At 64.0% G+C, this 23,712-nt stretch carries 19 protein-coding genes; 4 read left to right on the top strand and 15 right to left on the bottom strand.

What is annotated here, in order from left to right; genetic code table 11:
- Positions 1-79: 79 nt before the first annotated feature.
- Complete coding sequence (locus P9273_RS28550) at positions 80-1,465, bottom strand: M20/M25/M40 family metallo-hydrolase (RefSeq protein WP_041003610.1); 1,386 nt, start codon at positions 1,463-1,465, stop codon at positions 80-82.
- A 482-nt stretch (positions 1,466-1,947) separates the two neighbouring features.
- Between P9273_RS28550 and polA the strand changes: the two genes are divergently transcribed.
- Positions 1,948-4,911 (top strand): DNA polymerase I, encoded by a 2,964-nt coding sequence (gene polA, locus P9273_RS28545; protein ID WP_278051795.1) that lies wholly within the window; start codon positions 1,948-1,950, stop codon positions 4,909-4,911.
- Positions 4,912-5,067: 156 nt separating this feature from the next.
- Here polA and P9273_RS28540 read toward each other — a convergent pair whose 3' ends face one another.
- The 8 genes from P9273_RS28540 to P9273_RS28505 all read right to left on the bottom strand — a co-directional run bounded on the left by P9273_RS28540 (position 5,068) and on the right by P9273_RS28505 (position 12,934).
- Positions 5,068-5,472 carry a Fur family transcriptional regulator gene (locus P9273_RS28540; RefSeq protein ID WP_041003614.1) on the bottom strand — a complete coding sequence of 135 codons (405 nt, stop codon included), beginning with the start codon at positions 5,470-5,472 and terminating at the stop codon, positions 5,068-5,070.
- Positions 5,473-5,601: 129 nt separating this feature from the next.
- On the bottom strand, positions 5,602-6,648 hold the full coding sequence (gene mgrA, locus P9273_RS28535) for an L-glyceraldehyde 3-phosphate reductase (protein WP_278051818.1): 1,047 nt from the start codon (positions 6,646-6,648) through the stop codon (positions 5,602-5,604).
- A gap of 112 nt (positions 6,649-6,760) precedes the next feature.
- Positions 6,761-7,903 carry a Gfo/Idh/MocA family protein gene (locus P9273_RS28530; RefSeq protein ID WP_278051794.1) on the bottom strand — a complete coding sequence of 381 codons (1,143 nt, stop codon included), beginning with the start codon at positions 7,901-7,903 and terminating at the stop codon, positions 6,761-6,763.
- Between the two features lie 6 nt (positions 7,904-7,909).
- Complete coding sequence (locus tag P9273_RS28525) at positions 7,910-8,662, bottom strand: sugar phosphate isomerase/epimerase family protein (RefSeq protein WP_278051793.1); 753 nt, start codon at positions 8,660-8,662, stop codon at positions 7,910-7,912.
- A gap of 30 nt (positions 8,663-8,692) precedes the next feature.
- Positions 8,693-9,790: an ABC transporter ATP-binding protein gene (locus tag P9273_RS28520; RefSeq protein ID WP_278051816.1), complete on the bottom strand. Its 1,098-nt coding sequence runs from the start codon at positions 9,788-9,790 to the stop codon at positions 8,693-8,695.
- Between the two features lie 2 nt (positions 9,791-9,792).
- Positions 9,793-10,725, bottom strand: coding sequence for a carbohydrate ABC transporter permease (locus tag P9273_RS28515; RefSeq protein ID WP_278051792.1), 933 nt, complete (start codon positions 10,723-10,725; stop codon positions 9,793-9,795).
- The gene (locus P9273_RS28510) at positions 10,718-11,611 is read right to left on the bottom strand and encodes a carbohydrate ABC transporter permease (RefSeq protein WP_278051791.1); all 894 of its coding nucleotides are present in this window, start codon (positions 11,609-11,611) and stop codon (positions 10,718-10,720) included. Before P9273_RS28510 ends, P9273_RS28515 begins: the two co-directional genes overlap by 8 nt.
- A gap of 84 nt (positions 11,612-11,695) precedes the next feature.
- The gene (locus tag P9273_RS28505) at positions 11,696-12,934 is read right to left on the bottom strand and encodes an ABC transporter substrate-binding protein (RefSeq protein WP_041003629.1); all 1,239 of its coding nucleotides are present in this window, start codon (positions 12,932-12,934) and stop codon (positions 11,696-11,698) included.
- Between the two features lie 382 nt (positions 12,935-13,316).
- Here P9273_RS28505 and P9273_RS28500 point away from each other — a divergent pair, with 382 nt between their 5' ends.
- The gene (locus tag P9273_RS28500) at positions 13,317-14,360 is read left to right on the top strand and encodes a LacI family transcriptional regulator (RefSeq protein ID WP_278051790.1); all 1,044 of its coding nucleotides are present in this window, start codon (positions 13,317-13,319) and stop codon (positions 14,358-14,360) included.
- A 152-nt stretch (positions 14,361-14,512) separates the two neighbouring features.
- On the opposite strand, the gene gndA is transcribed toward P9273_RS28500, so the two are convergent.
- From gndA to P9273_RS28470, 6 genes are all read right to left on the bottom strand, one after another.
- Entirely contained in the window at positions 14,513-15,937 is a 1,425-nt protein-coding gene (gene gndA, locus P9273_RS28495) for an NADP-dependent phosphogluconate dehydrogenase (RefSeq protein ID WP_278051789.1), read from the bottom strand.
- Between the two features lie 126 nt (positions 15,938-16,063).
- Positions 16,064-17,692: a copper resistance CopC/CopD family protein gene (locus tag P9273_RS28490; protein ID WP_278051788.1), complete on the bottom strand. Its 1,629-nt coding sequence runs from the start codon at positions 17,690-17,692 to the stop codon at positions 16,064-16,066.
- Positions 17,693-17,745: 53 nt separating this feature from the next.
- The gene (locus P9273_RS28485) at positions 17,746-18,264 is read right to left on the bottom strand and encodes a YcnI family copper-binding membrane protein (RefSeq protein ID WP_278051787.1); all 519 of its coding nucleotides are present in this window, start codon (positions 18,262-18,264) and stop codon (positions 17,746-17,748) included.
- Between the two features lie 30 nt (positions 18,265-18,294).
- Entirely contained in the window at positions 18,295-18,849 is a 555-nt protein-coding gene (locus tag P9273_RS28480; RefSeq protein WP_278051785.1) for a copper chaperone PCu(A)C, read from the bottom strand.
- A gap of 88 nt (positions 18,850-18,937) precedes the next feature.
- On the bottom strand, positions 18,938-19,285 hold the full coding sequence (locus P9273_RS28475) for a DUF2946 family protein (RefSeq protein ID WP_278051784.1): 348 nt from the start codon (positions 19,283-19,285) through the stop codon (positions 18,938-18,940).
- Positions 19,286-19,505: 220 nt separating this feature from the next.
- On the bottom strand, positions 19,506-20,408 hold the full coding sequence (locus tag P9273_RS28470; RefSeq protein ID WP_041003644.1) for a GntR family transcriptional regulator: 903 nt from the start codon (positions 20,406-20,408) through the stop codon (positions 19,506-19,508).
- 343 nt (positions 20,409-20,751) lie between these two features.
- Between P9273_RS28470 and P9273_RS28465 the strand changes: the two genes are divergently transcribed.
- Together P9273_RS28465 and P9273_RS28460 are read left to right on the top strand one after the other, a co-directional pair.
- Positions 20,752-22,257: a UxaA family hydrolase gene (locus P9273_RS28465; RefSeq protein ID WP_278051783.1), complete on the top strand. Its 1,506-nt coding sequence runs from the start codon at positions 20,752-20,754 to the stop codon at positions 22,255-22,257.
- Between the two features lie 330 nt (positions 22,258-22,587).
- Positions 22,588-23,583 (top strand): ABC transporter substrate-binding protein, encoded by a 996-nt coding sequence (locus tag P9273_RS28460; RefSeq protein WP_041003648.1) that lies wholly within the window; start codon positions 22,588-22,590, stop codon positions 23,581-23,583.
- Positions 23,584-23,712 lie beyond the last annotated feature (129 nt).

The following is a 23,712-nucleotide window of genomic DNA, read 5'->3' as shown; positions in this document are numbered from 1 at the left end:
TGCGTCAGCAGCGGCGGCGCGTTGCGCTGGTCATTCGTCCTCGCCGCGATCCGGAGAAAAAGCAACAGAAAGTTGAATTTCAACGCGTCAGCGCGTCGAGGATGCGCGCCCACGATCGCTGCCCCTTGTGGAAGGAGGTCAGCTCGTACTTCTCGTTGGGCGAATGGATGCGGTCGTCGTCCAGGCCGAAGCCGACCAGCAGCGATTCCATGCCGAGATAGGTCTGGAAATCGCCGACCACGGGGATGGAGCCGCCGCCGCCGGTGGTGACCGCCTGCTTCTCCCATTCGTCGGACAGCGCATCCTTGGCCTTGGCCAGGAAAGGCGAGTCGTAGGAAAGCTGGATCGCCGGCGAGCCGCCATGCGGGTGGAATTCCACCGAGCAGTCGCCGGGGATGCGCTCGCGAACGAAAGCCTGGAAGGCGGCGCGGATCTTCTTCGGGTCCTGCTTGTGGACGAGCCGGAACGACACCTTTGTCGAAGCCTCCGCCGCGATCACCGTCTTGAAGCCTTTGCCGGTGTAGCCGCCGATGATGCCGTTGAATTCCGCGGTCGGCCTTGCCCAGGTCATTTCGAGCACCGAGCGCCCTTTCTCGCCGGCCGGAATGGAAAGCCCGACCGGTCCAAGGAAGGTCTCGGCCGTTTCGCCAAGGCCTTCCCATGATTTCAACACTTGCGAAGGGGTCTCCTCGACGCCGTCATAGAAGCCCGGAATGGTGACGCGGCCATCCTTGTCGTGGATATCGGCCAGCACCTTGGCCAGGATGCGGATCGGATTGGCGGCCGGACCCCCATAGAGACCCGAATGCAGGTCCCGGTTGGCCGCCTTGACGGTGACCTCCTCGCCGACCATGCCGCGCAGCGACACGCAGATCGACGGCGTCTCGCGGTTCCACATGCTGGTGTCGCAGACCAGCGCGAAATCCGCCTTCAGCTCGGCGGCGTTGGCCTCCAGGAACGGCTTCAGCGATGGCGAGCCGGATTCCTCCTCGCCTTCGAACAGGATGGTGACGCGGCAGGGCAGATTGCCATGCACCTGTTTCCAGGCGCGGCAGGCCTCGACGAAGGTCATCAGCTGCCCCTTGTCGTCGGCCGAGCCGCGCCCGGTGATCACCTTGCGGCCGGGCTCGATCTCCTTGATCGAGGGCGCGAACGGATCGGTTTCCCACAACTCGACCGGATCGACCGGCTGCACGTCGTAATGGCCGTAGAACAGCACATGCGGCGCGCCCGCCGGTCCCTCGTGATGCGCCACCACCATCGGATGTCCGGGCGTGTCACGCACACTCGCGTCGAAACCGATCAGCTTGAGCTCGGCGACCAGCCATTCCGCCCCCTTGCGGCAGTCGGCGGCGAAGGCCGGATCGGTGGAGATCGACTTGATGCCGAGCAGGCCGAACAGCCGCTCCAGGCTCTGGTCGAGATTCTGGTCGAGACGTTCGAGGACGGGAGAGATTCTGGACATTAGCGGGCCTTTCGATTTTTGCGCCGACCCTAAAGGTCTGGACCGGAAACGAAAAGCCGCAATTGTTGGACCAAGCCCGGATGCATGTCGCCCGAAGTGCGTGAGAAGATGACATGCACCCCCGAAGAGGTCGCAGGACATGGGATCTGGAGATAAAAGAAAACCGCCGTGGTGGAGGGGGAACCACGGCGGTCTCTACTCGAAACGTTGCGGCAGCCCGGAGAGGGGGGATAGGCTGCCGCAGTTTGCCCGGGATAGGCGGGGGACGGGCCTTACTCCGGACTTCGGCGAAAAACTGCCGATGACGTCTATTTGGGTTTGTGAACGTGGCGATTCAAGGGCACGAAAATTACACTTTTGTAACATACCCGTGAGCGACAAAATTCGGGCCGGACAGGATCTGTCAGGGGTGTTGCCCGAACCGGTGGGTTCCACAGCCTTTGGCATGGACCGCGACGCCCGGCCGCGCTATCCCTGCCGGCATGAAAAAAGGCGATCACCTCTTTCTCGTCGACGGCTCCGGCTACATTTTCCGCGCCTATCACGCGCTGCCGCCGCTCAATCGCAAATCCGACGGCCTGCCGACCAGCGCCGTGCTCGGCTTCTGCAACATGGTATGGAAGCTGATGCAGGACGCGCGCAACACCAATGTAGGTGTCGTGCCGACGCATTTCGCCGTCATCTTCGATTATTCCTCGAAGACCTTCCGCAGCGATCTCTATCCCGAATACAAGGCGAACCGTTCGGCACCGCCGGAAGACCTGATCCCGCAATTCGGCCTGATCCGCCAGGCGACCGCCGCCTTCAACCTGCCCTGCATCGAGATGGAAGGTTTCGAGGCCGACGACATCATCGCCACCTATTGCCGGCTGGCCTGCGAAGTCGGCGCCGACACCACCATCGTCTCCTCCGACAAGGACTTGATGCAGCTGGTCGGTCCCACGGTCGGCATGTACGATCCGATGAAGGACCGGCAGATCGGCATTCCCGAGGTGATCGAGAAATGGGGCGTGCCGCCGGAAAAGATGATCGACCTGCAGGCGCTCACCGGCGACTCGGTCGACAATGTGCCGGGCGTGCCGGGCATCGGACCGAAGACCGCAGCGCAGCTTCTGGAACAGTTCGGCGACCTTGACGGGCTGCTCGCGCGCGCTTCCGAGATCAAGCAGGAAAAGCGTCGCGAGACCATCATCGCCAATGCCGACAAGGCGCGCATTTCGCGCGAGCTGGTGACGCTGAAGAACGACGTGCCGTTGAAGGAAGGCCTGGACGACCTCGTGTTGCATGCTCCTGACGGCCCGAAGCTGATCGGCTTTCTGAAGACGATGGAATTCACCACGCTGACGCGACGCGTCGCCGAAGCGACCGCGACCGAGGTCGGCGACGTCCAGGCCTCCACCGTGACCATCGAGCGCGCCGATACCGCGCATGGCCCCGATGTCGGCGCCGGCGCGCCGCCGGCGCCGCGACAGGCCGCCGCGCCGAGCGAGGCCGCCAAGCCGGCTGCGCCGGTCAGGGGCGAGGATGCGCCGCCGCAAGGCGACACGCCATCGCTGCTCTCGGCGCTGCGGCTGGAGCAGGCGTCGGCGCGCACGATCGACCCTTCGGCCTATAGCGCCATTCGCGATATGGCCGCGCTCGAGGCCTGGATAGCCGAAGCCCGCGACGCCGGCATCCTTGCTTTCGACGCCGAGACCACCTCGTCCGACCCGATGCAGGCCGATCTCATCGGCCTGTCCATGGCGGTCGCGCCGGGCCGCGCCGTCTACGTGCCGCTCGCCCACAGAAACGGCAACGGCGACCTGCTTGGCGGCGGCCTTCTGGAAAACCAGATCCCGGTCCGCAAGGCGCTGGCGCTGCTGAAGCCGCTGCTCGAGGATCGGTCGGTCCTGAAGATCGTGCAGGACATGAAATACGACATCGTCGTGATGAGCCGGCACGGCATCGAGGTCGCCCCGTTCGACGATACCATGCTGATCTCCTATGTGCTCGACGCGGGCACGTCCGGCGGCCACGACCTCGCCTCCCTGTCGGAGAAGTGGCTGGGCCACGCGCCGGCGACGAAAAAGGAGCTTGCCGGGTCGGGCAAGAGCGCCATCGGCTTTGATCAGGTCGATATCGAGCGCGCGACCGCCTATGCCGGCGAGCAGGCCGACCTGGCGCTCCGGCTCTGGCAGGTGCTGAAGCCGAGGCTGGCCGCCAAGGGCCTCGTTTCCGTCTATGAGCGGCTGGAACGGCCGCTGGTCCCGGTGCTCGCGCGCATGGAGCAGCGCGGCATCTCGGTCGACCGCCAGATCCTGTCGCGGCTCTCCGGCGAGCTGGCGCAAGGTGCTGCCCGCGTCGAGGAAGAGATCTATGGGATCGTCGGCGAGCGCATCAACATCGGCTCGCCGAAGCAGCTCGGCGACATCTTGTTCGGCAAGATGGGCCTGCCGGGCGGCTCAAAGACCAAGACCGGCCAGTGGTCGACCTCGGCCCAGCTTCTGGAGGATCTCGCCGCCGAAGGCCACGAGCTGCCGCGCAAGATCGTCGACTGGCGCCAGCTCACCAAGCTGAAATCGACCTATACCGACGCGCTGCCAGGCTTCATCAACCCCGGCACCAACCGCGTCCACACCTCCTATGCTCTTGCCGCGACCACGACCGGGCGGCTGTCGTCCTCCGATCCCAATCTGCAGAACATTCCGGTGCGTACGGCTGAAGGGCGCAAGATCAGGACTGCCTTCATTGCGGAGAAAGGCCACAAGCTGGTCTCGGCCGACTACAGCCAGATCGAGCTGCGCGTGCTCGCCCATGTCGCCGAGATCCCGCAGCTCAAGCAGGCTTTCGCCGACGGCGCCGACATCCACGCCATCACCGCATCGGAAATGTTCAACGTGCCGGTCGAAGGCATGCCTTCGGAAGTGCGCCGGCGCGCCAAGGCGATCAATTTCGGCATCATCTACGGCATCTCGGCCTTCGGCCTCGCCAACCAGCTGTCGATCCCGCGCGAGGAGGCAAGCGCCTATATCAAGCGCTATTTCGAGCGCTTCCCCGGCATCCGCGACTATATCGAGGAAACCAAGGCCTATGCGCGGGAGAACGGATTCGTCGAAACCATCTTCGGCCGCCGCATCCACTATCCGGAGATCCGATCCTCCAACCCGTCGATCCGCGCCTTCAACGAGCGCGCCTCGATCAATGCCAGGCTCCAGGGCACCGCGGCCGACATCATCCGCCGCGCGATGGTGCATATGGAGGAGGCGTTGGAGAAGGCGAAGCTGTCGGCCCGCATGCTGCTGCAGGTCCATGACGAACTGATCTTCGAGACCGTGGAGGCCGAGGTCGAAGCGACGATCCCGGTGGTGCGCAAGGTGATGGAGAGCGCGCCGATGCCGGCGGTTTCGATGTCCGTGCCGCTGCATGTCGACGCGCGGGCCGCGGACAATTGGGACGAGGCGCATTGAGCGGCACTACGCCCGTAAGTGCGTCGAGATTCAGGTCAGGCCGAGTCGAAAATGGTGGATTCCGAGAACCGGAGCGGAGCGTACATAAAGTACGTGAGCACCGGAAGCGCAGGAAGCCGCCATTTGCAGGCCGGCCCCACCTGAATATCGGCGTACTTACGCCGCCTCGGCGCGGCACTTCGCGCAAACCCCCCGAAACTCGATCACCGCCTTCTTGGCCGCGAAACCCGTCGAGCGCACCCACTCGTCGAGGCGATGGTCGACATCATGGTCGGACATCTCGGTCACCTGGCCGCAATTGTCGCAGATCGCGAAGGCAGTCATCGAATGGCTGTGGTCGTGCGGCTCGGCGCAGGCGACGAAGGAATTGAGGCTTTCCAGCCGATGCACGAAGCCCGATTTCACCAGCGTATCGAGCGCCCGGTAGACCTGCAGCGGCGCCCGGAAACCGCGCTCGCGCAGCTGGTCGAGCAGCGTATAGGCGCTGAGCGGGCCGCTGGACGCCTCGAGCTTCTCGAGCACGCAGAGCTGGTTCTTGGTCAGCGCATCTCTTGCCGTCATCTATTTCCGTTCCGCTTGTCGCGTCGCTTCGCGTGCCGATTGCGCACATGAAACGCTTCCCGCTCATGAGATAGCGACGAACGCGCATTTTTGCCACTGTTTCCGCAGTTGGCTTGCCTGGCGCAGCCGCTACTTGCGCGGCGGTCCCTTGCGTTCGGCCGAAGCCGCCCAGAGATTGATGTCCGACTCGCGCGCGTAAGTGTCGATCTCGGCGAGCTCGCCATCGGAGAACTCGAGCGCCTTGAGCGCGCCAACGCAATCCTCGACCTGTTCCGGCCGGCTGGCGCCGATCAGCGCCGTCGTCACCCGGCCCTTGCGCAGCACCCAGGCCAGCGCCATCTGCGCCAGCGTCTGGCCGCGGCGGGCGGCAATGGCGTTGAGCGCCTTGATGTTGGCGATCGACCTGTCGTTGATGAAAGCCGGTTTGAGCGACTTGCCTTGCGACGCGCGGCTGCCTTCCGGGATGCCGCCGAGGTATTTGTCGGTCAGCATGCCTTGCGCCAGCGGCGAGAACACGATCGAGCCGATGCCGAGCCCCTCCAGCGTGTCGAGCAGCCCGTCCTCCTCGACCCAGCGGTTGAGCATGGAATAGCTCGGCTGGTGGATCAGGCATGGCGTGCCGAGCCGCCGAAGGATATCGGCCGCTTCTCGCGTGCGCTGCGAATTGTAGGAGGAGATGCCCGCATAGAGCGCCTTGCCCGAGCGCACCGCATGGTCGAGCGCGCCCATGGTTTCCTCGAGCGGCGTCTCAGGATCGAAACGGTGCGAATAGAAGATGTCGACATAATCGAGCCCCATGCGCTTGAGGCTCTGGTCAAGGCTCGCCAGCACATATTTGCGGCTGCCCCATTCGCCATAGGGGCCGGACCACATCTCGTAGCCGGCCTTGGTAGAGATGATCAGCTCATCGCGATAGGCGGCGAAATCGGTGCGCAGTATCTCGCCGAACGCGGTCTCCGCCGAGCCGGGCGGCGGGCCGTAATTGTTGGCGAGATCGAAATGCGTGATGCCGAGGTCGAAGGCTTTGCGCACGATCCCCTGCTTGGTCCGGTGCGGCGTGTCGTTGCCGAAATTGTGCCACAGCCCGAGCGAGATGGCCGGCAGCTTGAGGCCGGACCGGCCGCAACGGTTGTAGATCATCGTCTCGTAGCGGTTCTCGGCGGCGACATAGGGCATGGGGAAATCCTCGGGATCGAGCTGCGCGGCGGTCGCCGCGACGGTGAATTGAATCGATGCTTGCCCCACATCCTTACCCTCTCCCCGCCGAAACGGGGAGAGGGGTTGCCACCTAGTTTTTCTTGGCCAGCAGCGCCTTCGCGTCCTTGACGCCGAGCGCGGTCGGCCGCTCGCAGCTCGTCTGCATGGCGACATATTTGCCGCTTTCGCCGGAGCGCAGGATGCCGGTCATCACATCGACGGCATGCAGCGCCAGCTCCATCGAGCAGCGATGCGGCCGCCCTTCGGCGATCGCGATCGCCATATCGGCCAGGCCGGCGGTGCGGTAATTGGCCATCATGCCCTGGCCATGCATTTCGTTCGGCACGCCGAACGGATGGTTCCATTTGGGCAGCTTCTTCACCGGCTTGGCGCTATCGGTGAAGCGCACCTCGCCGCCGAAGAAGTTCGGGTCCGGCACGAAGACGGTGCCCAATTCGCCATAGAGCTCCATTGGCGCGTGGCCATGGCTCCAGACGTCCCAGGAGGTGTTGAGCGTGATCACCGCGCCATTCGCGAATTCGAGCAGCGCATGGATCGTGGTCGGCGTGTTGACCGGGATCTTTTCGCCCGCACGCGGCTTCGACGAGATCGTGCGCTCCTTGGCCGGCGTCGTCGCGAAAGCCGCCACCTGTTTCACCGGCCCGATCAGCTGGATCAGGTTGGTGACATAATACGGCCCGATGTCCAGCACCGGACCGGCGCCCGGCTGGAAGAAGAAATCCGGATTGGGGTGCCAGTGCTCCATGCCATGGCCCATCACATGGCAGGTGCCGCTGGTGATCTTGCCAAGCTTGCCGCCGTCGATCAGCTCGCGCACCAGCTGGTGCGCACCGCCGAGGAAGGTATCCGGCGCCGAACCGATGCGCAGGCCCTTCTTCTCGGCCCGCTTCTTCAGGTCCAGCCCTTCCTCGATCGACAGCACGAAGGGTTTTTCCGAATAGACATGCTTGCCGGCGTCGAGCACCGCTTTTGAGACTTCATAATGCACGGCCGGAATCGTCAGATTGACGATGATGTCGATCTCGTCGTCCCTGAGCAGGTCGTTGACCGTCTCGGCGCGCAGCTTGAACTCCTTCGCGCGCGCCTTCGCGGCCTCCATGTTGATATCCGCGCAGGCGCGCATCTTGATGCCGCGGAACAGCGGCGCCAGCGAGAAATACGCCTTCGAGATGTTGCCGCAGCCGATGACGCCCACGCCAAGTTTGCTTGCCATTTTCGATTACTCCTGCCAGCTCTTGGCTGCCGCGATAGAGCGCCGGGCAAAGCGCTCGATGTCGTTGGGATTGTCCTGTTCCATGACGAAATACTGGGCCGCGCTTCTAGCGCACAATGTCTTGAACAGGCCCGCCCAGTCGATCGTGCCGTGACCGACGTCTGACCAGCCGTCCTCGTCCAGCCCCTCGCCCGGCTTGGCGATATCCTTGACGTGGACGGCGACGATGCGCTTGCCGTGTTTTTCGATCCAGGGCAGCGGATCGGCGCCGCCGCGCACCACCCAGGCGACATCCATTTCCCAGCCGATATCGGGTGCGGCGGACAGGATATGGTCCTGCGGCAGCGAGCCGTCGGCGAGCGGCTTGAACTCGAAGTCGTGATTGTGCCAGGCAAAGCCGTAGCCGGCCTTCTTCGCGACCTCGCCGACCTTGGCCAGACGCTCACCGAAGCCGCGCCAGCCGGCGGCGTCGGACGGGCGCTGATCGGGCATCAGATAGGGGCAAACCAGGAGCGTGATGCCGAGCGAGTCGGCGATTTCGCGCACGCCGTCGAAATCATTTTCCAGCGCGTCGATCGAGAAATGCCCGGTCGGCATGGCAAGCCCGTTCTTGTCGAGCTCGGCGCGGAACGCCTTCGGGTCGTCATAGATGCCGCCGAAGCCCTCGACTTGGGCATAGCCGAGTTGCCCAAGCATTTTCACCACGCCGTTCCATGGCTGGAAATTGCGGGCGCTGTAGAGTTGGAATGACCAGTTCATCTGTCCTGTCCGTTCGTTGGTCCTGGGAGGTTAAAGGCGGTTGCCGGTTTGAGCGTCGAAGAGCGAGGCGCGCATCGGATCGAAGCCGATGCTGACCGCATCCCCGTTTTTCGGCGTGCGTTCGGAGGTGACGCGCACGGTGAAGTTCTGCCGGCCGAGTTTGAGCCAGACCAGCGTGTCGGAACCCATCGGCTCGACGACCTCGACATTGGCCGTCGCCGTGAAGGGCCAGCCCGTGCCGCTGTTGAAGGCGACATGCTCGGGCCGGATGCCGAACACTGCGGGGCCCGGCGCCGGCTCCTTCTCGAAGGCATAGGTTGCAAGCGGGATGCGCACGTCCTCGACGACAAAGTGCCAGTCGCCGCCGGCCTGCTCCAGGCGGCCTTCGACGAAGTTCATCGCCGGCGAGCCGAGGAAGCCGGCGACGAAGCGGTTGACCGGACGGTTGTAGATGGTCTGCGGTGCATCGAGCTGCTGGATGACGCCGCCTTTCATCACCGCGATGCGGTCGGCCAGCGTCATCGCCTCGATCTGGTCGTGGGTGACGTAGATCATCGTGTTCTTCAAGCGGCGGTGCAGAAGCTTGATCTCGACGCGCAATTCCGAACGCAGCTTGGCATCGAGGTTGGAGAGCGGCTCGTCAAACAGAAACACGTCGACGTCACGCACCAGCGCCCGCCCGATCGCCACGCGCTGGCGCTGCCCGCCGGACAGCGCCGAGGGCTTGCGCTGCAGCAGCGGCTCGATCTGCAGGATCTCGGCAGCGCGTGCGATGCGTTTGGCGATCTCGTCCTTTGGCACGCCGGCGACGCGCAGGCCGAAGGAAAGGTTCCGCTCCACCGTCATCTGCGGGTAGAGCGCATAGGACTGGAACACCATGCCGATGCCGCGGTCCTTCGGCTCCTCCCAAGTGACGTTCTTGCCCTTGATGAAGATGCGGCCGTCGGAAATGTCGAGCAGGCCGGCGATGCAGTTGAGCAGGGTCGACTTGCCGCAGCCCGACGGTCCAAGCAGCACGACGAACTCGCCCTCGGCAACGTCGAGATTGAGCGTCTTGAGCACCGGCAGCACGCCGAAATTGAGCGACAGGTTCTGGATCGAAACGCTGGGATTGCCGGTCGCTGCCATCATCATCCTTTCACCGCGCCGGCGGCGATGCCGCGCACGAAGAGCTTGCCGGAAACGAAATAGACGATGAGCGGAACAAGGCCCGTCAGAATGGTCGCGGCCATGTTGACGTTGTATTCCTTCACCCCCTGCACCGAATTGACGATGTTGTTGAGCTGCACCGTCATCGGATAAGTGTCGGGGCGCGTGTAGACGACGCCGAACAGGAAGTCGTTCCAGATGCCTGTCACCTGCAGGATGATGGCGACGACGAAGATCGGCAGCGACATCGGCAGCATGATGCGCAGATAGATGCCCCAGAAACCCGCGCCGTCGACGCGCGCGGCGCGGAATAGTTCCTCCGGCATCGAGGTGAAATAGTTGCGGAACAAAAGCGTCAGGATCGGCATGCCGAAGATCGAATGCACGATCACCAGGCCGGTCAGCGTGCCGTAGATGCCGATCTCGCGCAGGATGATGACGATCGGATAGATCATCACCTGGTAGGGGATGAAGGCGCCGACGATCAGGATGATGAAGAATGTGTCGGCACCCTTGAAGCGCCAGTTGGCCAGGGCGTAGCCGTTCACCGAGGCGATCGCGATCGAGAGCAACACCGACGGCACGGTAATGCGCACCGAATTCCAGAAGCCGCGCGAGAGTCCGTCGCAGTTGAGCCCGGTGCAAGCGCTCGCCCAGGCTTTCACCCAGGGTTCGAAGGTGATCTCCATCGGCGGCGAGAAGATGTTGCCGAGGCGGATTTCCGGCATGCCCTTCAGCGAGGTGACGATCATCACGTAGAGAGGCAAAAGGTAGTAGAGCGCCACGACGATCAGCGTGCCGTAGAGAAAGATGTTGCGGCGCGACAGCACATGCCGCGGCTTCGGCCCGCTCGGGCCGGCGGCATCGCGCCTGAGCGCTTCGGCGCCGCTGGACAGGGAGGCGACGTCAACCACGCTTCGTGCCTCCGAATTCGAGATAGGCCCACGGCACGATCACGATCACCACCGACAACAGCATCATGGTCGAGGCGGCGAAACCCTGGCCGAGATTCTGGGCGAAGAACATGTAGTCGTAAACATATTTGGCGGGCACTTCGGAGGCGATGCCGGGGCCGCCGCTGGTCTGCGCCACGACCAGGTCGTAGACCTTGACGATGCCGGCGGCGATGATCACCAGCGTGGTGATGAAGACCGGCCGCATCATCGGGATAACGATGAACAGATAGGTCTTCCAGGTGGGAATGCCGTCCACTCGCGCCGCCTTCCAGATGTCTTCGTCGATGCCGCGCAGGCCGGCGAGCATCAGGCACATGATGAGGCCCGTGCCTTGCCAGAGCGCGGCGATCGAGATGCCGTAGATGACGATGCTGGAATTATAGAGCGGGTCGAAGCTGAAGCTCGTCCAGCCGAGGTCGCGCACGACGCGCTGTACGCCGAAATCCGGATTGAGCAGCCATTGCCAGACCAGCCCGGTGACGATGAAGGACAGCGCGAAGGGATAGAGGAAGATCGTGCGGAACGTGTCCTCGAAGCGGATCTTCTGGTCGAGAAGGGCGGCAAGCAGGAAGCCGATGACCAGCGAGAACACCAGCGATATCGCGCCATAGATCAAAAGGTTCTCGATCGAGACCAGCCAGCGCGATGTCGACCAGAGCCGGTGATACTGATCGAGCCCGACGAAGTTGAGCCGCGGCAACAGCTTCGAATTGGTGAAGGAATAGAGCACCGTCCACGCCGTGCCGCCGACGAACACCACAAGCGCGGTGAGCACCATCGGGATCGATGCCACCTTGGCGTTGAGGTTCCGGAAAAGCTTGCTTGGGCGTTCGCTGTTGCTCATCACGGCAGCCGGGCTGGGACAATGAGGGCGTCATGCTCCCGACCCCCGATAGGCTGGGGCCGGGAGCCGGCGGGGCGCCGGTTGTCAGTCCGCCGAACCGATGATCTCGGCGAAGCGCTTCTGCGCCTCTTCGACGCTCATGTCGGGCTTGGCGAAGAATTCAGAGAACAGGTCTTCCTTCTGCTTCTGGGTGTCCTGCGAAAGCAGCTGGTCCGTCCACGGCATGACGGCGCCCTTGGCGAGAATGGCCAGGCCCTTCTTCATGCAGTCGTTCGCCGTATTGAGGTCGACATCGCCGCGCACCGGCAGCGACCCCTTCTTGAGGTTGAAGGCGACCTGGGTCTTCGGGTCGAGCAAGGTTTCGGCAAGCACCACCTGCGCCTTGGCCTTCGCCTCGTCCTTGAGCAGCGGGAAGTAGAAAGCGTCGCCGCCGGTGGCGATGACTTCGTTGAGCCCGAGGCCAGGCAGGCAGGTATAGTCCTTGCCGGCGGTCTTGCCGGCGACCTGGAACTCGCCCTGCGCCCAGTCGCCCATGATCTGGCCGGCGGCCTTGCCGGTGATGACCAGGTTGGTCGCCTGGTTCCAGTCCTGCACATTGGTGTTCTTGGCCATCTTGCGGGCGTCGTCCGCCGCCTTGAACACCTTGGCGATCTCCGGACCGGCCGCGAAGGTGGCGTCCTTATCCTTGTAGACCTTGAGGAAGGTGTCGGTACCGCCGACAGCGGCCATCAGCACGTCGAAGGCGCCCGAGGCCTGCCAGGGCTGCCCGCCGACGGCGAGCGGAATGATGCCGGCCTTCTCCAGCGCCGGCGCGTCGGCGACGAACTCGTTCCAGTCCTTCGGCATCGGCAGGCCGGCTTTCTGGAAGGCCTCGTTGGACAACCACAGCCACTGCCAGGAGTGGATGTTGACCGGCACGCAATAGATCTTGCCGTCGATGGTGCAGCTATCGAGCAGGCTCTTCGGCCGCACGATCTCCGTCCACTTGTCCTTGGTGGCGATGTCGGTGAGGTCGCGCATCAGGCCCGCCTGCACCAGCTCCTCCGCCTGGCGGCCATGGTTGAACTGGGTGGCGCCCATCGGATCGCCGCCGGTGATGCGGCTGATCATGATTGGCCGCGCCGTGCCGCCGGAGCCGGCGATGGCGCCGTCGACCCAGTGATTGCCCGTCGCGTCGAATGCTTTGGCAAGCTCGGCCACCGCCGCCGCCTCGCCCCCCGAAGTCCACCAATGGGTGACTTCCAGGTCGGTCGCGGCCGCCGGACCGGCGAAGTTGAGCGCAACCGTCGCGGCAAAGGCGGCAGTCAGGAATTTGTATCGCATTTCGGCTTCCTCCCAGAATCTGAAACGTTACAGATTTTCGATACGGCAAATGGTCTGTCTAGGCAACCCCTCGCCTGAAAGCGGGACGAGATTTTTTCGCGTCGTGAACAAAATCCTCCCATCGAGGCAGCAATGCTGGCGCTCTGCTGGGAGTTTCGTGCCGAAATTGTGCCGGGCCGATATTTCCTTGTGATTCCAGAGACTTTCGACCGCTCTCAAAACCCAGAACGCAGCGGCCTGACCTCGCCGGTCAATCACGATTATTGGCAATCTGTAACGTTTCAGTATATTGAACCAAGTCGCAAGCTGAAGGTCGCGCAAGTCGACACCGCACGATTGCCGGCCGGCCCCGCGGCTGCTATGCGCCTGACGGGCGGGACGAATGGACAGACGGGTAAAGAAGAAGGACGACGACACGTCGGGCAAGGAGCGGCCGACGCTGAAGACGCTTGCCTTCATGACCGGGCTCGGCGTCACGACCGTGTCACGCGCGCTCAAGGACGCGCCGGAGATCGGGGCCGAGACCAGGCGCCGGGTCCAGCTTGTCGCCAAGCAAATTGGTTATCGACCGAACCGCGCCGGCGTACGCTTGAGGACCGGCAAGACGAACGTCATCAGCCTGGTGCTTGACACCGAACGCGAGATCATGAGCTTCGTCTCGGACATCATCTACGGCGTTACCGAGGTGATCGCCGACACGCCCTACCATTTGATCGTCACGCCCTATTCGCGCTCGCAGGATCCGCTCGACCCGGTGCGCTATCTGGTCGAGACGGGCTCGGCCGACGGCGTCATCATCTCGCGCACCCAGCCCAACGATCCGCGGGCGCGCTACATGCTGGAGCGCGGCATTCCCTTCGCCACGCATGGCCGCACGGACATGGGGCTGGTGCATCCCTATCACGACTTCGATAATTACGCCTTTGCCGGCGAAGCCGTGCGCGCGCTCGCCGGCAGGGACCGCAACCGGCTGGCGCTTGTGACGCCGCCGGTCGGCCTCACCTATTACGGCCATACGGTGAACGGCTTTGCCGACGCGCTGAGCGAGGTCGGCGCCGGCGAGGTGCCGTTCAACACCGTCTCCATCGACCACACGATCGAGCAGATCAGGATGCGCACTGCGCAATTGATGCGCCGCGACGATCGCCCGGACGGCATCGTCAGCAGCGCCGCCGCCGCGACGCTCGCCATCGTCGCCGGCATCGAGGACGCCGGACTGAAGCTCGGCCGCGACGTCGACGTGGTTTCGAAACAGTCCTCGGAACTGCTGCATCTGTTCCGGCGCGAGCTGCTCGTCGTCAACGAGAACTTCCGGCTGGCCGGCTCCGAGCTCGCCCGGGCCGTGCTCGGCTGGATCGGCGGCAAGGAACCCGGCTCGCTGCAGTCGCTCAGCAAGCCGGGCGAGGTTCTGCCTTATCGGGGTTAGCTCTGGTTCCTGACTAAATGACCTTCACCGGGTTAGGCGGCTACGTCGGAGATTGGCCGAAGCGCCTCAGCTTCGTCATCCTCGGGTCTGCGCGTCCGCTTCGCGCCTTGCTTCGCCCGTAGATGACGATGGGAGAGCCGTCTGGGCCAAACCTAAGCCGCCCCACTCCCCCACGGGCCGTGGAACGCCCCCTCTTCCCCGATGCGCTCGAAACCATGCGCGCCGAAAAAGTCGCGCTGCGCCTGGATCAGGTTCGAGGTGCCTCGCCCCTGGCGGTAGCTGTCGAAATAGGCGAGCGCGGAGGACAGCGCCGGCACGGGCGATCCGGCCTCGGAAGCGCGCGCCACGATGCGCCTGAGCGACGGATGCGCCTCCTTCATCATAGCAATGAAGGCCGGGGCCATCAGGAGATTGGTGGACGCGCTGCCAGAACCGAACGCCTCGGCCATCGTGTCCAGCATCTGCGAGCGGATGATGCAGCCGGCGCGCCAGATCTTGGCGATGGTCGGCATCGGCAAATTCCAGTTGAACTCCTTCGAAGCGCCGCTCATCACCGCGAAGCCCTGCGCGTAAGCCGCGATCTTGCCGGCGAACAAGGCGAGCTCCAGATCCTTGAGCAGCGCGGCCTGGTCGCCGGAGATCTTTTCGACGCCGATATTGCCATAGGCCTTTTCCGCCGCCTGCCGCTCGTCCTTGATCGAGGACAATACGCGCGCCGCGACCGCCGCCTCGATGGCCGTCGCCGGAATGCCAAGCTGCTGCGCCTCGATGACCGACCATTTGCCGGTACCCTTCTGCCCGGCGCGGTCGAGGATGACGTCGACCACCGGCTTGCCGGTTTTTGGATCGTCGGCGGCGAGCACCTTGGCAGTGATCTCGATCAGGTAGGAGTTGAGCCGGCCCTGGTTCCAGCCGTCGAAAACCTTGCCGATCTCCTTGGGCGCCATGCCGAGGCCGTCGCGCAATATGCCGTAGATCTCGGCGATCATCTGCATGTCGGCATATTCGATGCCGTTGTGGATCGTCTTGACGAAATGGCCGGCGCCATCATGTCCGAGCCAAGCCGCGCACGGCTCGTCCTTGAACTTGGCGGAGATCGCGGTCAGCACCTTCTCGACGCGCTTCCAGGACTCTTCGGTGCCGCCCACCATGATGGAAGGACCGTGGCGCGCGCCTTCCTCGCCGCCCGAAACGCCCATGCCGATGAAGGTCAGGCCCGATCCCGACAGTTCGGAGAAGCGGCGCATCGTGTCGCGGAAATTGGCGTTGCCGGCATCGATGACGATGTCGTTGTCGGAGAGCACACCGCGGAGCGCTGTGATCTGCTCGTCGACCGGCTTGCCCGCCAGCACCATGATGATGATCGGCCGCGGCGGCCGGATCGCAGCGGCAAGCTCCTCCAGGCTGTAGCAGGCAACGATCCTGTCCTTCAGCGAACCAGCGCTCTCGACGAAGGCGTCGGTACGCGATGGCGTGCGGTTGAAGACGGCGATGCGGTGCCCGTGCTCGGCGATGTTGAGCGCTAGGTTGGAACCCATCGTGCCAAGGCCGATCAGGCCGATTTCGGCTTTTTCCATCGTTTCTTCCCTGCTTCCGGATGCTTGTTATGGCCGCGTTTCGGGCGATGCCCACTGTTTCGCAAGATGAATGACGGGCCTTGGCGGCGGCGTCAACCGCCTAGCCGAATTGCATCGGCGGGTTGGCTATTGCGCCCTGATCTCTATGGGAGCCTCTATCTTCACCATCTCGAAATCCGAAACGAGGATATCCAACCGAGCGTTCCAGCGCCCGGAGATTGGAATGACGAGATTGTCGACGCGCCAAGTGCCGTCACCGGGCTTGGTCGCCGGTCGCTTGATCGGCTCGATGCCGGAATCTGGCTTCGACAGCACCAGTGTCACCGCCTTGGCGTCCAGCGGTCCGAAATCGCCGGTCATGATCACGATCGAAGCGGCGACCTCGCCCGCATGGCCGGGCGTAACGCTGAGATCCGCCATCGCCTTCAAAGTATGGATGTGGATCGACGCCGGCTGGGCGGCGGCGATCGCCAGCGCGCGCGGCGGCGGGGTGAAGCGCCAGCCGGCGGCGACACCGAAGATGGCGAGCACGATCAGCATCTCGATGCCGATCGAGCGCACCAGCCGCCGCTGCACCTCGGTGTCGCCGGCTGCGGCGGCCGCCGTCAGCGTCCAGCGATTGACCGCAGCAAGCGTGAACAGAAAAAACAGCAGCGCCAGCTTCAAGAGCAGCAGCCGGCCATAGGACGTGTCGATCAACGCCGCCGGCTGCTGCACCTGGATGATCGCCAGCACGATGCCGCTAGCGGCAAGCACGATGACGACCGGCAGGATCGCGCGGGAGAAGCGCCGCAGAAAGGCTTTTGCCTCCGCCGGCTCTCGCCGCAATGCGAGCCCGAGCGGCGCCAGCGAGCCGACCCAGAAGGCGATTGCGGTGCCATGCAGGAACACCAGTGGCCGCGTCAGCCATTGCGGCACGGCGGCGCTGGCGTGGCCGCTCACGGCGAGGGCGACGCCGACACCGAGCAGTGCTGCGCCCGCCCACAGCTTGCGAAGCCCCGACGGCCTGGCAAGCGAAAGCAGCGCGAGGCCAAGCGCGATCAGGCCGATCAGCACCGTCCAGACGTAGCTCGTCTCCAGAGCGGTCTTCCAGACCGTCGGCGCCGCAAAGCGCGCGAGCGGAGCGCCAAGTCCATCCAGCCCTTGCAGGCCGAGCGACACCGGCGCCGCGAGGAGGCCGAAAAGCAGTGCCCCGGCGATAAAGCGCTGACCGCGGCGTCGGTCCCCGACCAGCCAGGCGAGCGCGAACGCGCCGCCGACGCCAAGGAAAAGGCCGGCATAGAGCAACAGCCTGGCCGCCCAGATCGCCGCGCGCAGCGTCCAGTCGACGGCTTCGCCCGCCACTGGCGCGGCACTTGGCGCGCCGACGGAAAACAGCGCCGAACCGCCGACCGGATGGCCGTCGACCGACACCACCCGCCAGCTCAGCACATGCGTGCCGGATTTCAGCGTTTCGGGATTGTCGATCTCGACCGTCTGATCCTTGAGACGGAAGGATGTCAGCGCAAGCTGCGAGCCGTCCGGCCGCACAAGCGTAAGCACCAGCGGCGAGACCCGCTCGCTGAAGGTCAGCGAAAACTGCGCCGGGCTTTGCGTCAGCACCGCGCCGTCCGCCGGGTCGGTCGCGACCAGCGCCGCATGCGCCAAGGCGCGGCCGGGCATGGCCAACACCGCCACAGCCATGAGCGCCGCGACCAGCCAGACAAGCGGGCCGGCGTGCAGGCGGATCGTCGAGGAAGGCTGCGCTGCGTTCATGCCGTCTTAACAGGAAGTGTTGGCGCGCCCCGACGGAGCGCGCCAACGAAAGATCATTTCTTCGGTAGCAATTTGATGCCGGGCGCCGGAGTTTCCAGGGCGTCCTCATCCTGGCCAGCCGCCGGGATCTCGATCCAGCGATCGGCGGCGTCGCCGCATTCCTGCACGACCGGGAAATAGAGCATCTGGCCGGCCGGCAGATCGGCTGCCAGCGAAGCGCGGAAGACGAACTCGTCATAGAATTCGTCGGGCAGGTTGCCGCCGCTCCAGTCCACTTCCTTCACGCCGGTGGTCAGCGTCTCGCCGTAAAGCTGGTAGGATTTCTCGTATTTGCCCTTCTTGATCTGCAGCGTCCAGCCGGGCTTGGGCATCGGCTTTACCGCGATGACGCCTTCCGGGATTTGCACCCGCACCGCGGTCGTCGCCTTGCCCTCGCAGCCATGTGGCACGCGAAAGACCGCCTTGTAGCTCGAGCCGACAGCCGCTTCCGGCGCTTCGAGTGTGATATGGGCGAGCGCGGCACTGGTCCCGAAAACGCAAAGCACACCGGCCGCCAAAAGATACTTCTTCATGAATTGTCCCTCCGATTTCGAATTGGCGGATTACTCGGCGTGATTCATGTCCATATTGCCGCTGCCCGTCTCGCCCATGCCTTCGACGGCAAACTCGACTTTGACGCTGCCGGCCTTCTCGAAGGTCAGCGTCGCTGGGAACTTCTCGCCCTGCTTCGGCTGCCGCTTGAGGCCGACGAACATCAGGTGATAGGCGCCGGGCTTCAGCGCGACCTTGCCGCCGGCCGGGATCTCGAGCCCGCCGCTGACCGGCCGCATGGTCATGACACCGTCCTTGACGCCCATCTCATGCAGTTCGGCCCTGTCCGAGATATCGGAGGAAATCGACAGCAGCCGGTCCGGCGCGCTGCCCTTGTTGACTACGGTGAAATAACCGCCGGCTACCTTGGCACCGGGCGGCGTCGCCCGCGACCAGGGGTGCTCGATCTCGAGATCGCCGACCTTGAATTCATGCGCGAGGGCGGCGGGAATGCAGGCGAACAGGAGAAGAAAGACAAGCACGGCAAGGCCGACGCGCTGCTGGAGGTGGAAACGCGGCGCGTCGCGATAGGCGAAGGCTTGCGCCTCGTAAAGAAGATTGGACATGGTTGCTCCATGAGTGGGGGATCGCGCCGGAATGCGGCCGCGAACAGTCTGATCTTTGGATGAATAGGCGCGCGGAACGTTCCGCGGATCAGACCAATGCCGGCGGCGCGCGCGGATTGGCCGGAGAGCGGTCGCGGGCGAAGTCCTGGTGGCGGAAGGCCGGAAGCTGGAAGGCGACCGCCTCGAAGAGCTGGGTTCCGGCCAGCGTGGCTGCTTGCGGCGGCGGCAGATGCGCGGGCGAAGCCATGCTGCAGCCGAACGAGCAGCAGGCCGGCATATGCTGCTGGTGAGGATCCCCGCCGGGAAACTTTACGGCGCCTTCATGCGTGCAGATGACATTGCCGAAGGCGTCGAGCTGCGAAGGCGCGCCGAAGGCGAAAGCACCGAGAGAGGACTGAAGCAACAGAAGCAGCGCCGCGACAAACGCGGCCGGCATGCTCCCTCGTCTCAGCCTTATATCCAACGCAAAGCCTCTCCGGAAACTTGATCGACCCTAACACGGACGATGCGGCCGGGAAAATCGGCAAAACCGCGCTGCGGCAACACGGCGCGACGCGCCCGTTTTATCGCCCAGAACCGCTGCACGCTTCTGGGCGACATCGATTAGGGTCCGTTGAGATTCAGGTCAGGCCGCATCACCTGAATATCGACAGATCCTAGGCGGGCTGCGCCTGCCGTCCTTCGGGAATGGAACTCAACAGCGTCTGGCGCGCCGACTTCAGGTGCTTGCGGCAAGCGACGTCCACCTTGCCGGGATCGCGCGATTTCAGCGCAGCGATATAGGCGAGATGCTCCTGCACCGCGACCTCGTTGCGCTGGCGCTCCTCGGCCTTGTTCCACTGGTAGTGGTAGTGGAAGATCATCGCGATGACATCGTAGAAGTCGACGATGAAGCGGTTGTGCGAGGCGCGGTGGATCAGCCGGTGGAAGCGCTCGTCGAGCTCGGAGAATTCATTGAAGCGCGTGGCGATCTCGCTGGCGAGATGGCGATGCTCGACCTCCAGCCGATCGAGATCGGCCCACACCGCGCTATCCTCCGGCAGCGCGGCGAAGGCCGCCGCCGAGCGCAGCTCGAACATCTCGCGGATCTCGGTCAGCTCCAGCGCGAAGGCGCGCGTGAACCCCTTCAGCACCCAATGGCTGTTGCGTCGCTTCTCGATCAGCCCGAAGCGCGAGAAGCGGATGAGGAACTCGCGCACGCTGGTGGTGCCGACGCCGATCTCGCGCGCCAGCTCCAGCTCGTTGATCTGCATGCCGGCCTCGGCGCCCTCGGCAAGCAGGCGCCGCATGAAGGATCGCTCGATGATCTCGGCCAGCGAATCGGTCTCCTCCTCGGGGAAGTAATCCTCCGGCCGCGCCGCCCTGAGCACTGTCTTGTTGCGCTTGTTCCAGGCGATCAGCCCGGTTTCTTCCATGCGCGAAAGAATGCTGCGCACCGTGGTGCGGCTGACGCCGAGCAGCGTGCCGAGCTCAGGCTCCGACGGCAGGCTCTTGGTCTCGTCGAGCAGCCTGAGGCAACGGTTGAAGGCGTCCTTGTAGACATTGTTGCTCTTCGACATGCCCCGTATCCCCCAACGCTTGCGGCAACTCGCCGGAAGCGCGATATGATGGGTGTTCCTGGAGCGGTTAAGCGTTTCCCAGAATCGCCGAACCGCTCTAAATCCTTGTTTCTGCGCAATTCTGGACGGAAAACCGCTACGCACTTTTCCGGGAACTGCTCTAGCGCAAGCCTCCGAGAAGAGGAACGTTTTTCGCCGGCTTGCAAAACGGGCGTCTACCGACACACGTCGCCTGCGAAAAAACAATTGACGCAAAAATGTTTTTTCCCGATAAAAGACATTACCTTTAAACGGGCGCAAGTCAATCCGCCCGCACTCCCAGGATCACCCAGGACAGCCGCCCGTGACCGTTGCAAACACCATCCTTCTCTCACCCTCCGATAATGTCGCCGTTGCCAACGGGCGCATCGAAATTGGAACGCCATTGCCGGGCGGCGCCGCCGCGACTGCCGTGATCGAGCCGGGCCATAAGGTAGCGATCAAACCGATCGCGGCGGGCGAAGCGGTGGTGAAATACGCGCAGGCAATCGGCCGCGCCACGCAAGACATCGCGCCTGGCGAGCACGTCCATTCGCACAATCTTGTGTTCGAGAGCGGCCGCCTGCCGGTGGTGCCGCCGAGCGAGGCCGAGCACGCCACCGAGGCCGACCGCAAGCGCACCTTCATGGGCTACCGCCGCGCCGACGGCCGCGCCGGCACGCGCAACTTCATCGGCATCATCGCCAGCGTCAATTGCTCGTCGACCGTCTGCCATGCCATCGCCGACGAGGCCAACCGCACGCTGCTGCCGAAATATCCCGGCATCGACGGCTTCGTGCCGATCGTGCACGGCCAGGGCTGCGGCATGAGCGCCACCGGCGACGGCATGATGGTGCTGCACCGCACGCTGGCCGGCTATGCCCGCCATCCGAATTTCGGCGGCGTGCTGATGGTCGGCTTGGGCTGCGAGGTCAACCAGCTTACCCTTTACGGCCAGAAGGGTGTGGCCGCGGGAAAACGCCATTTCAACATCCAGGAGGCCGGCGGCTCGCGCAAATCTGTCGAGAAGGCGATGGGCGTATTGGCTGAGATCGCCGAGGAGGTCGGCCATCTGCAGCGTGAGCCGATCCCGGTCTCCGAGATTGTCGTCGGCCTGCAATGCGGCGGCTCGGACGGCATGTCCGGCATCACCGCCAATCCCGCGCTGGGCGCGGCCGTCGATATCCTGGCCGGCTGCGGCGGCATCGGCATCCTGTCGGAGACCACCGAGATCTATGGCGCCGAGCATCTGCTCGCCTATCGTGCCGCCTCGCCCGAGATCGCCGCGAAGCTCGACAGCTATGTGAAATGGTGGGAGGACCACACCGCCAAGCACGGCGCCTCGATCGACAACAACCCCTCGCCCGGCAACAAGCGCGGCGGCCTGACCACGATCCTCGAGAAATCGCTGGGCGCTGTCGCCAAGGGCGGCCAGACGTCGCTCAACGGCGTCTTCGGCTATGCCGAGAAGGTCTCGGGCAGCGGCCTGGTGTTCATGGACACGCCCGGCTACGACCCGGTCTCGGCCACCGGCCAGGTGGCCGGCGGCGCCAACGTCATCGTCTTCACCACCGGCCGCGGTTCCTGCTTCGGATGCCGGCCGACGCCGTCGATCAAGGTCGCCACCAATTCGACCATGTATCACCAGATGGAAGAGGACATGGACGTCAATTGCGGCGTCATCGCCTCGGGCGAGAAGACCATTGCCGGAATGGGCCGCGAGATCTTCGAGCTGATCATCGAGACGGCGTCCGGCCGCAAGACCAAGAGCGAGGCGTTCGGCTACGGCGACAACGAGTTCGTGCCCTGGCACCTGGGCGCGACGCTTTAGTCCGCGGGCGGAAGCGTTGTCGGAAGCAAGGACGCGGGTCTTCACGATCGCGCGACTTCATGATGGAATGAATGTTCCATATTGACAGCATCGTGAAATTATCGTTCCATGTCGGCAAGGAAGGAACGGAAGCGCCCATGCAATGCCAGGGGGGAGCCGGACAGAGTTCATCCGGCATCACATAAACGGCACCAGACACCGCTTGCATCGACCATGGCGATGCATTATCAAAAAACGGCATCTGTTTTTTATTGATAAAGTTCTGTTCGGCCGCGCCTATCCAAACGGAGCTTCCGCAACCTTCACCAGGCGACCTTAGGGAGGAACCTAATGAAATTCGTGACCAGCCTTCTCAACCGCCGCGCCTTCGTGGCTTTGGCCGCAGCGTCGATGCTCGCCGGCGCAATGCATTCCGCGCCCGCCTCGGCGGCCGACGTGACCATTCCGATCATCGTCAAGGATACCACCTCCTTCTACTGGCAGATCGTGCTGGCCGGCGCCCGCAAGGCTGGCAAGGACCTCGGCATCAACGTTCCGGAGCTCGGCGCCCAGGCCGAAACCGACGTCAACGGCCAGATCTCGATCCTCGAGAATGCCGTTGCCAGCAATCCGGCGGCGATCGTCATCTCGCCGACTGAGTTCAAGGCGCTCGGCAAGCCGATCGACGAGGCGGCTTCGAAGGTCAAGGTCATCGGCATCGACTCCGGCGCCGACTCCAAGGCCTTCACCTCCTTCCTGACCACCGACAACGTCCAGGGCGGCCGCGTTGCCGCTGACGGTCTCGCTGCCGCGATCAGCGCCGCCAATGGCGGCAAGGTGGAAGGCAAGGTCGCGCTGATCACCGCGCTTCCCGGCGCCGGTTCGCTCGAGCAGCGCAAGCAGGGCTTCATCGAACAGCTCAAGGCCAAATATCCGGGCCTTGAGCTCGTCGCCGACAAATATGCCGACGGCCAGGCCACCACGGGCTTGAACATCGCCACCGACCTGATCACCGCCAATCCGGACCTCAAGGGCATCTTCGCCTCGAACCTGATCATGGCGCAGGGCGTCGGCCAGGCGATCGCCGAGAACAATCTCGGCGGCAAGGTGGCGCTGATCGGCTTCGACAGCGACGAGAAGCTGATCAAGTTCTTGAATGACGGCGTCATCTCCGGCCTCGTCGTCCAGGACCCGTATCGGATGGGCTATGACGGCATCAAGACCGCTCTGGCGGCCTCGAAGGGCGAGAAGGTCGAGGCCAATGTCGATACCGGCGCGAACCTCGTCACCAAGGCCAATATGAAGGATCCGAAGATCGACGCGCTGCTCAACCCGAAGCTCAACTGAGCAGCATCCCGACAACCGTTTCCGGGGCGGCGTCGCCCCGGAAACATCCATCAGGCGATTTGGAAATTCGCCGACCTGATTTAGGCTCCAACTTCAAGATGCGCGTCAGACGCATCGCTGCGTACCCAA

The sequence above is a fragment of the Mesorhizobium sp. WSM4935 genome (assembly GCF_029625735.1).
Taxonomy (GTDB): domain Bacteria; phylum Pseudomonadota; class Alphaproteobacteria; order Rhizobiales; family Rhizobiaceae; genus Mesorhizobium.
The sequence above is the reverse complement of the archived record's forward strand: the minus strand, read 5'-3'. Positions and strand labels throughout refer to the sequence as shown.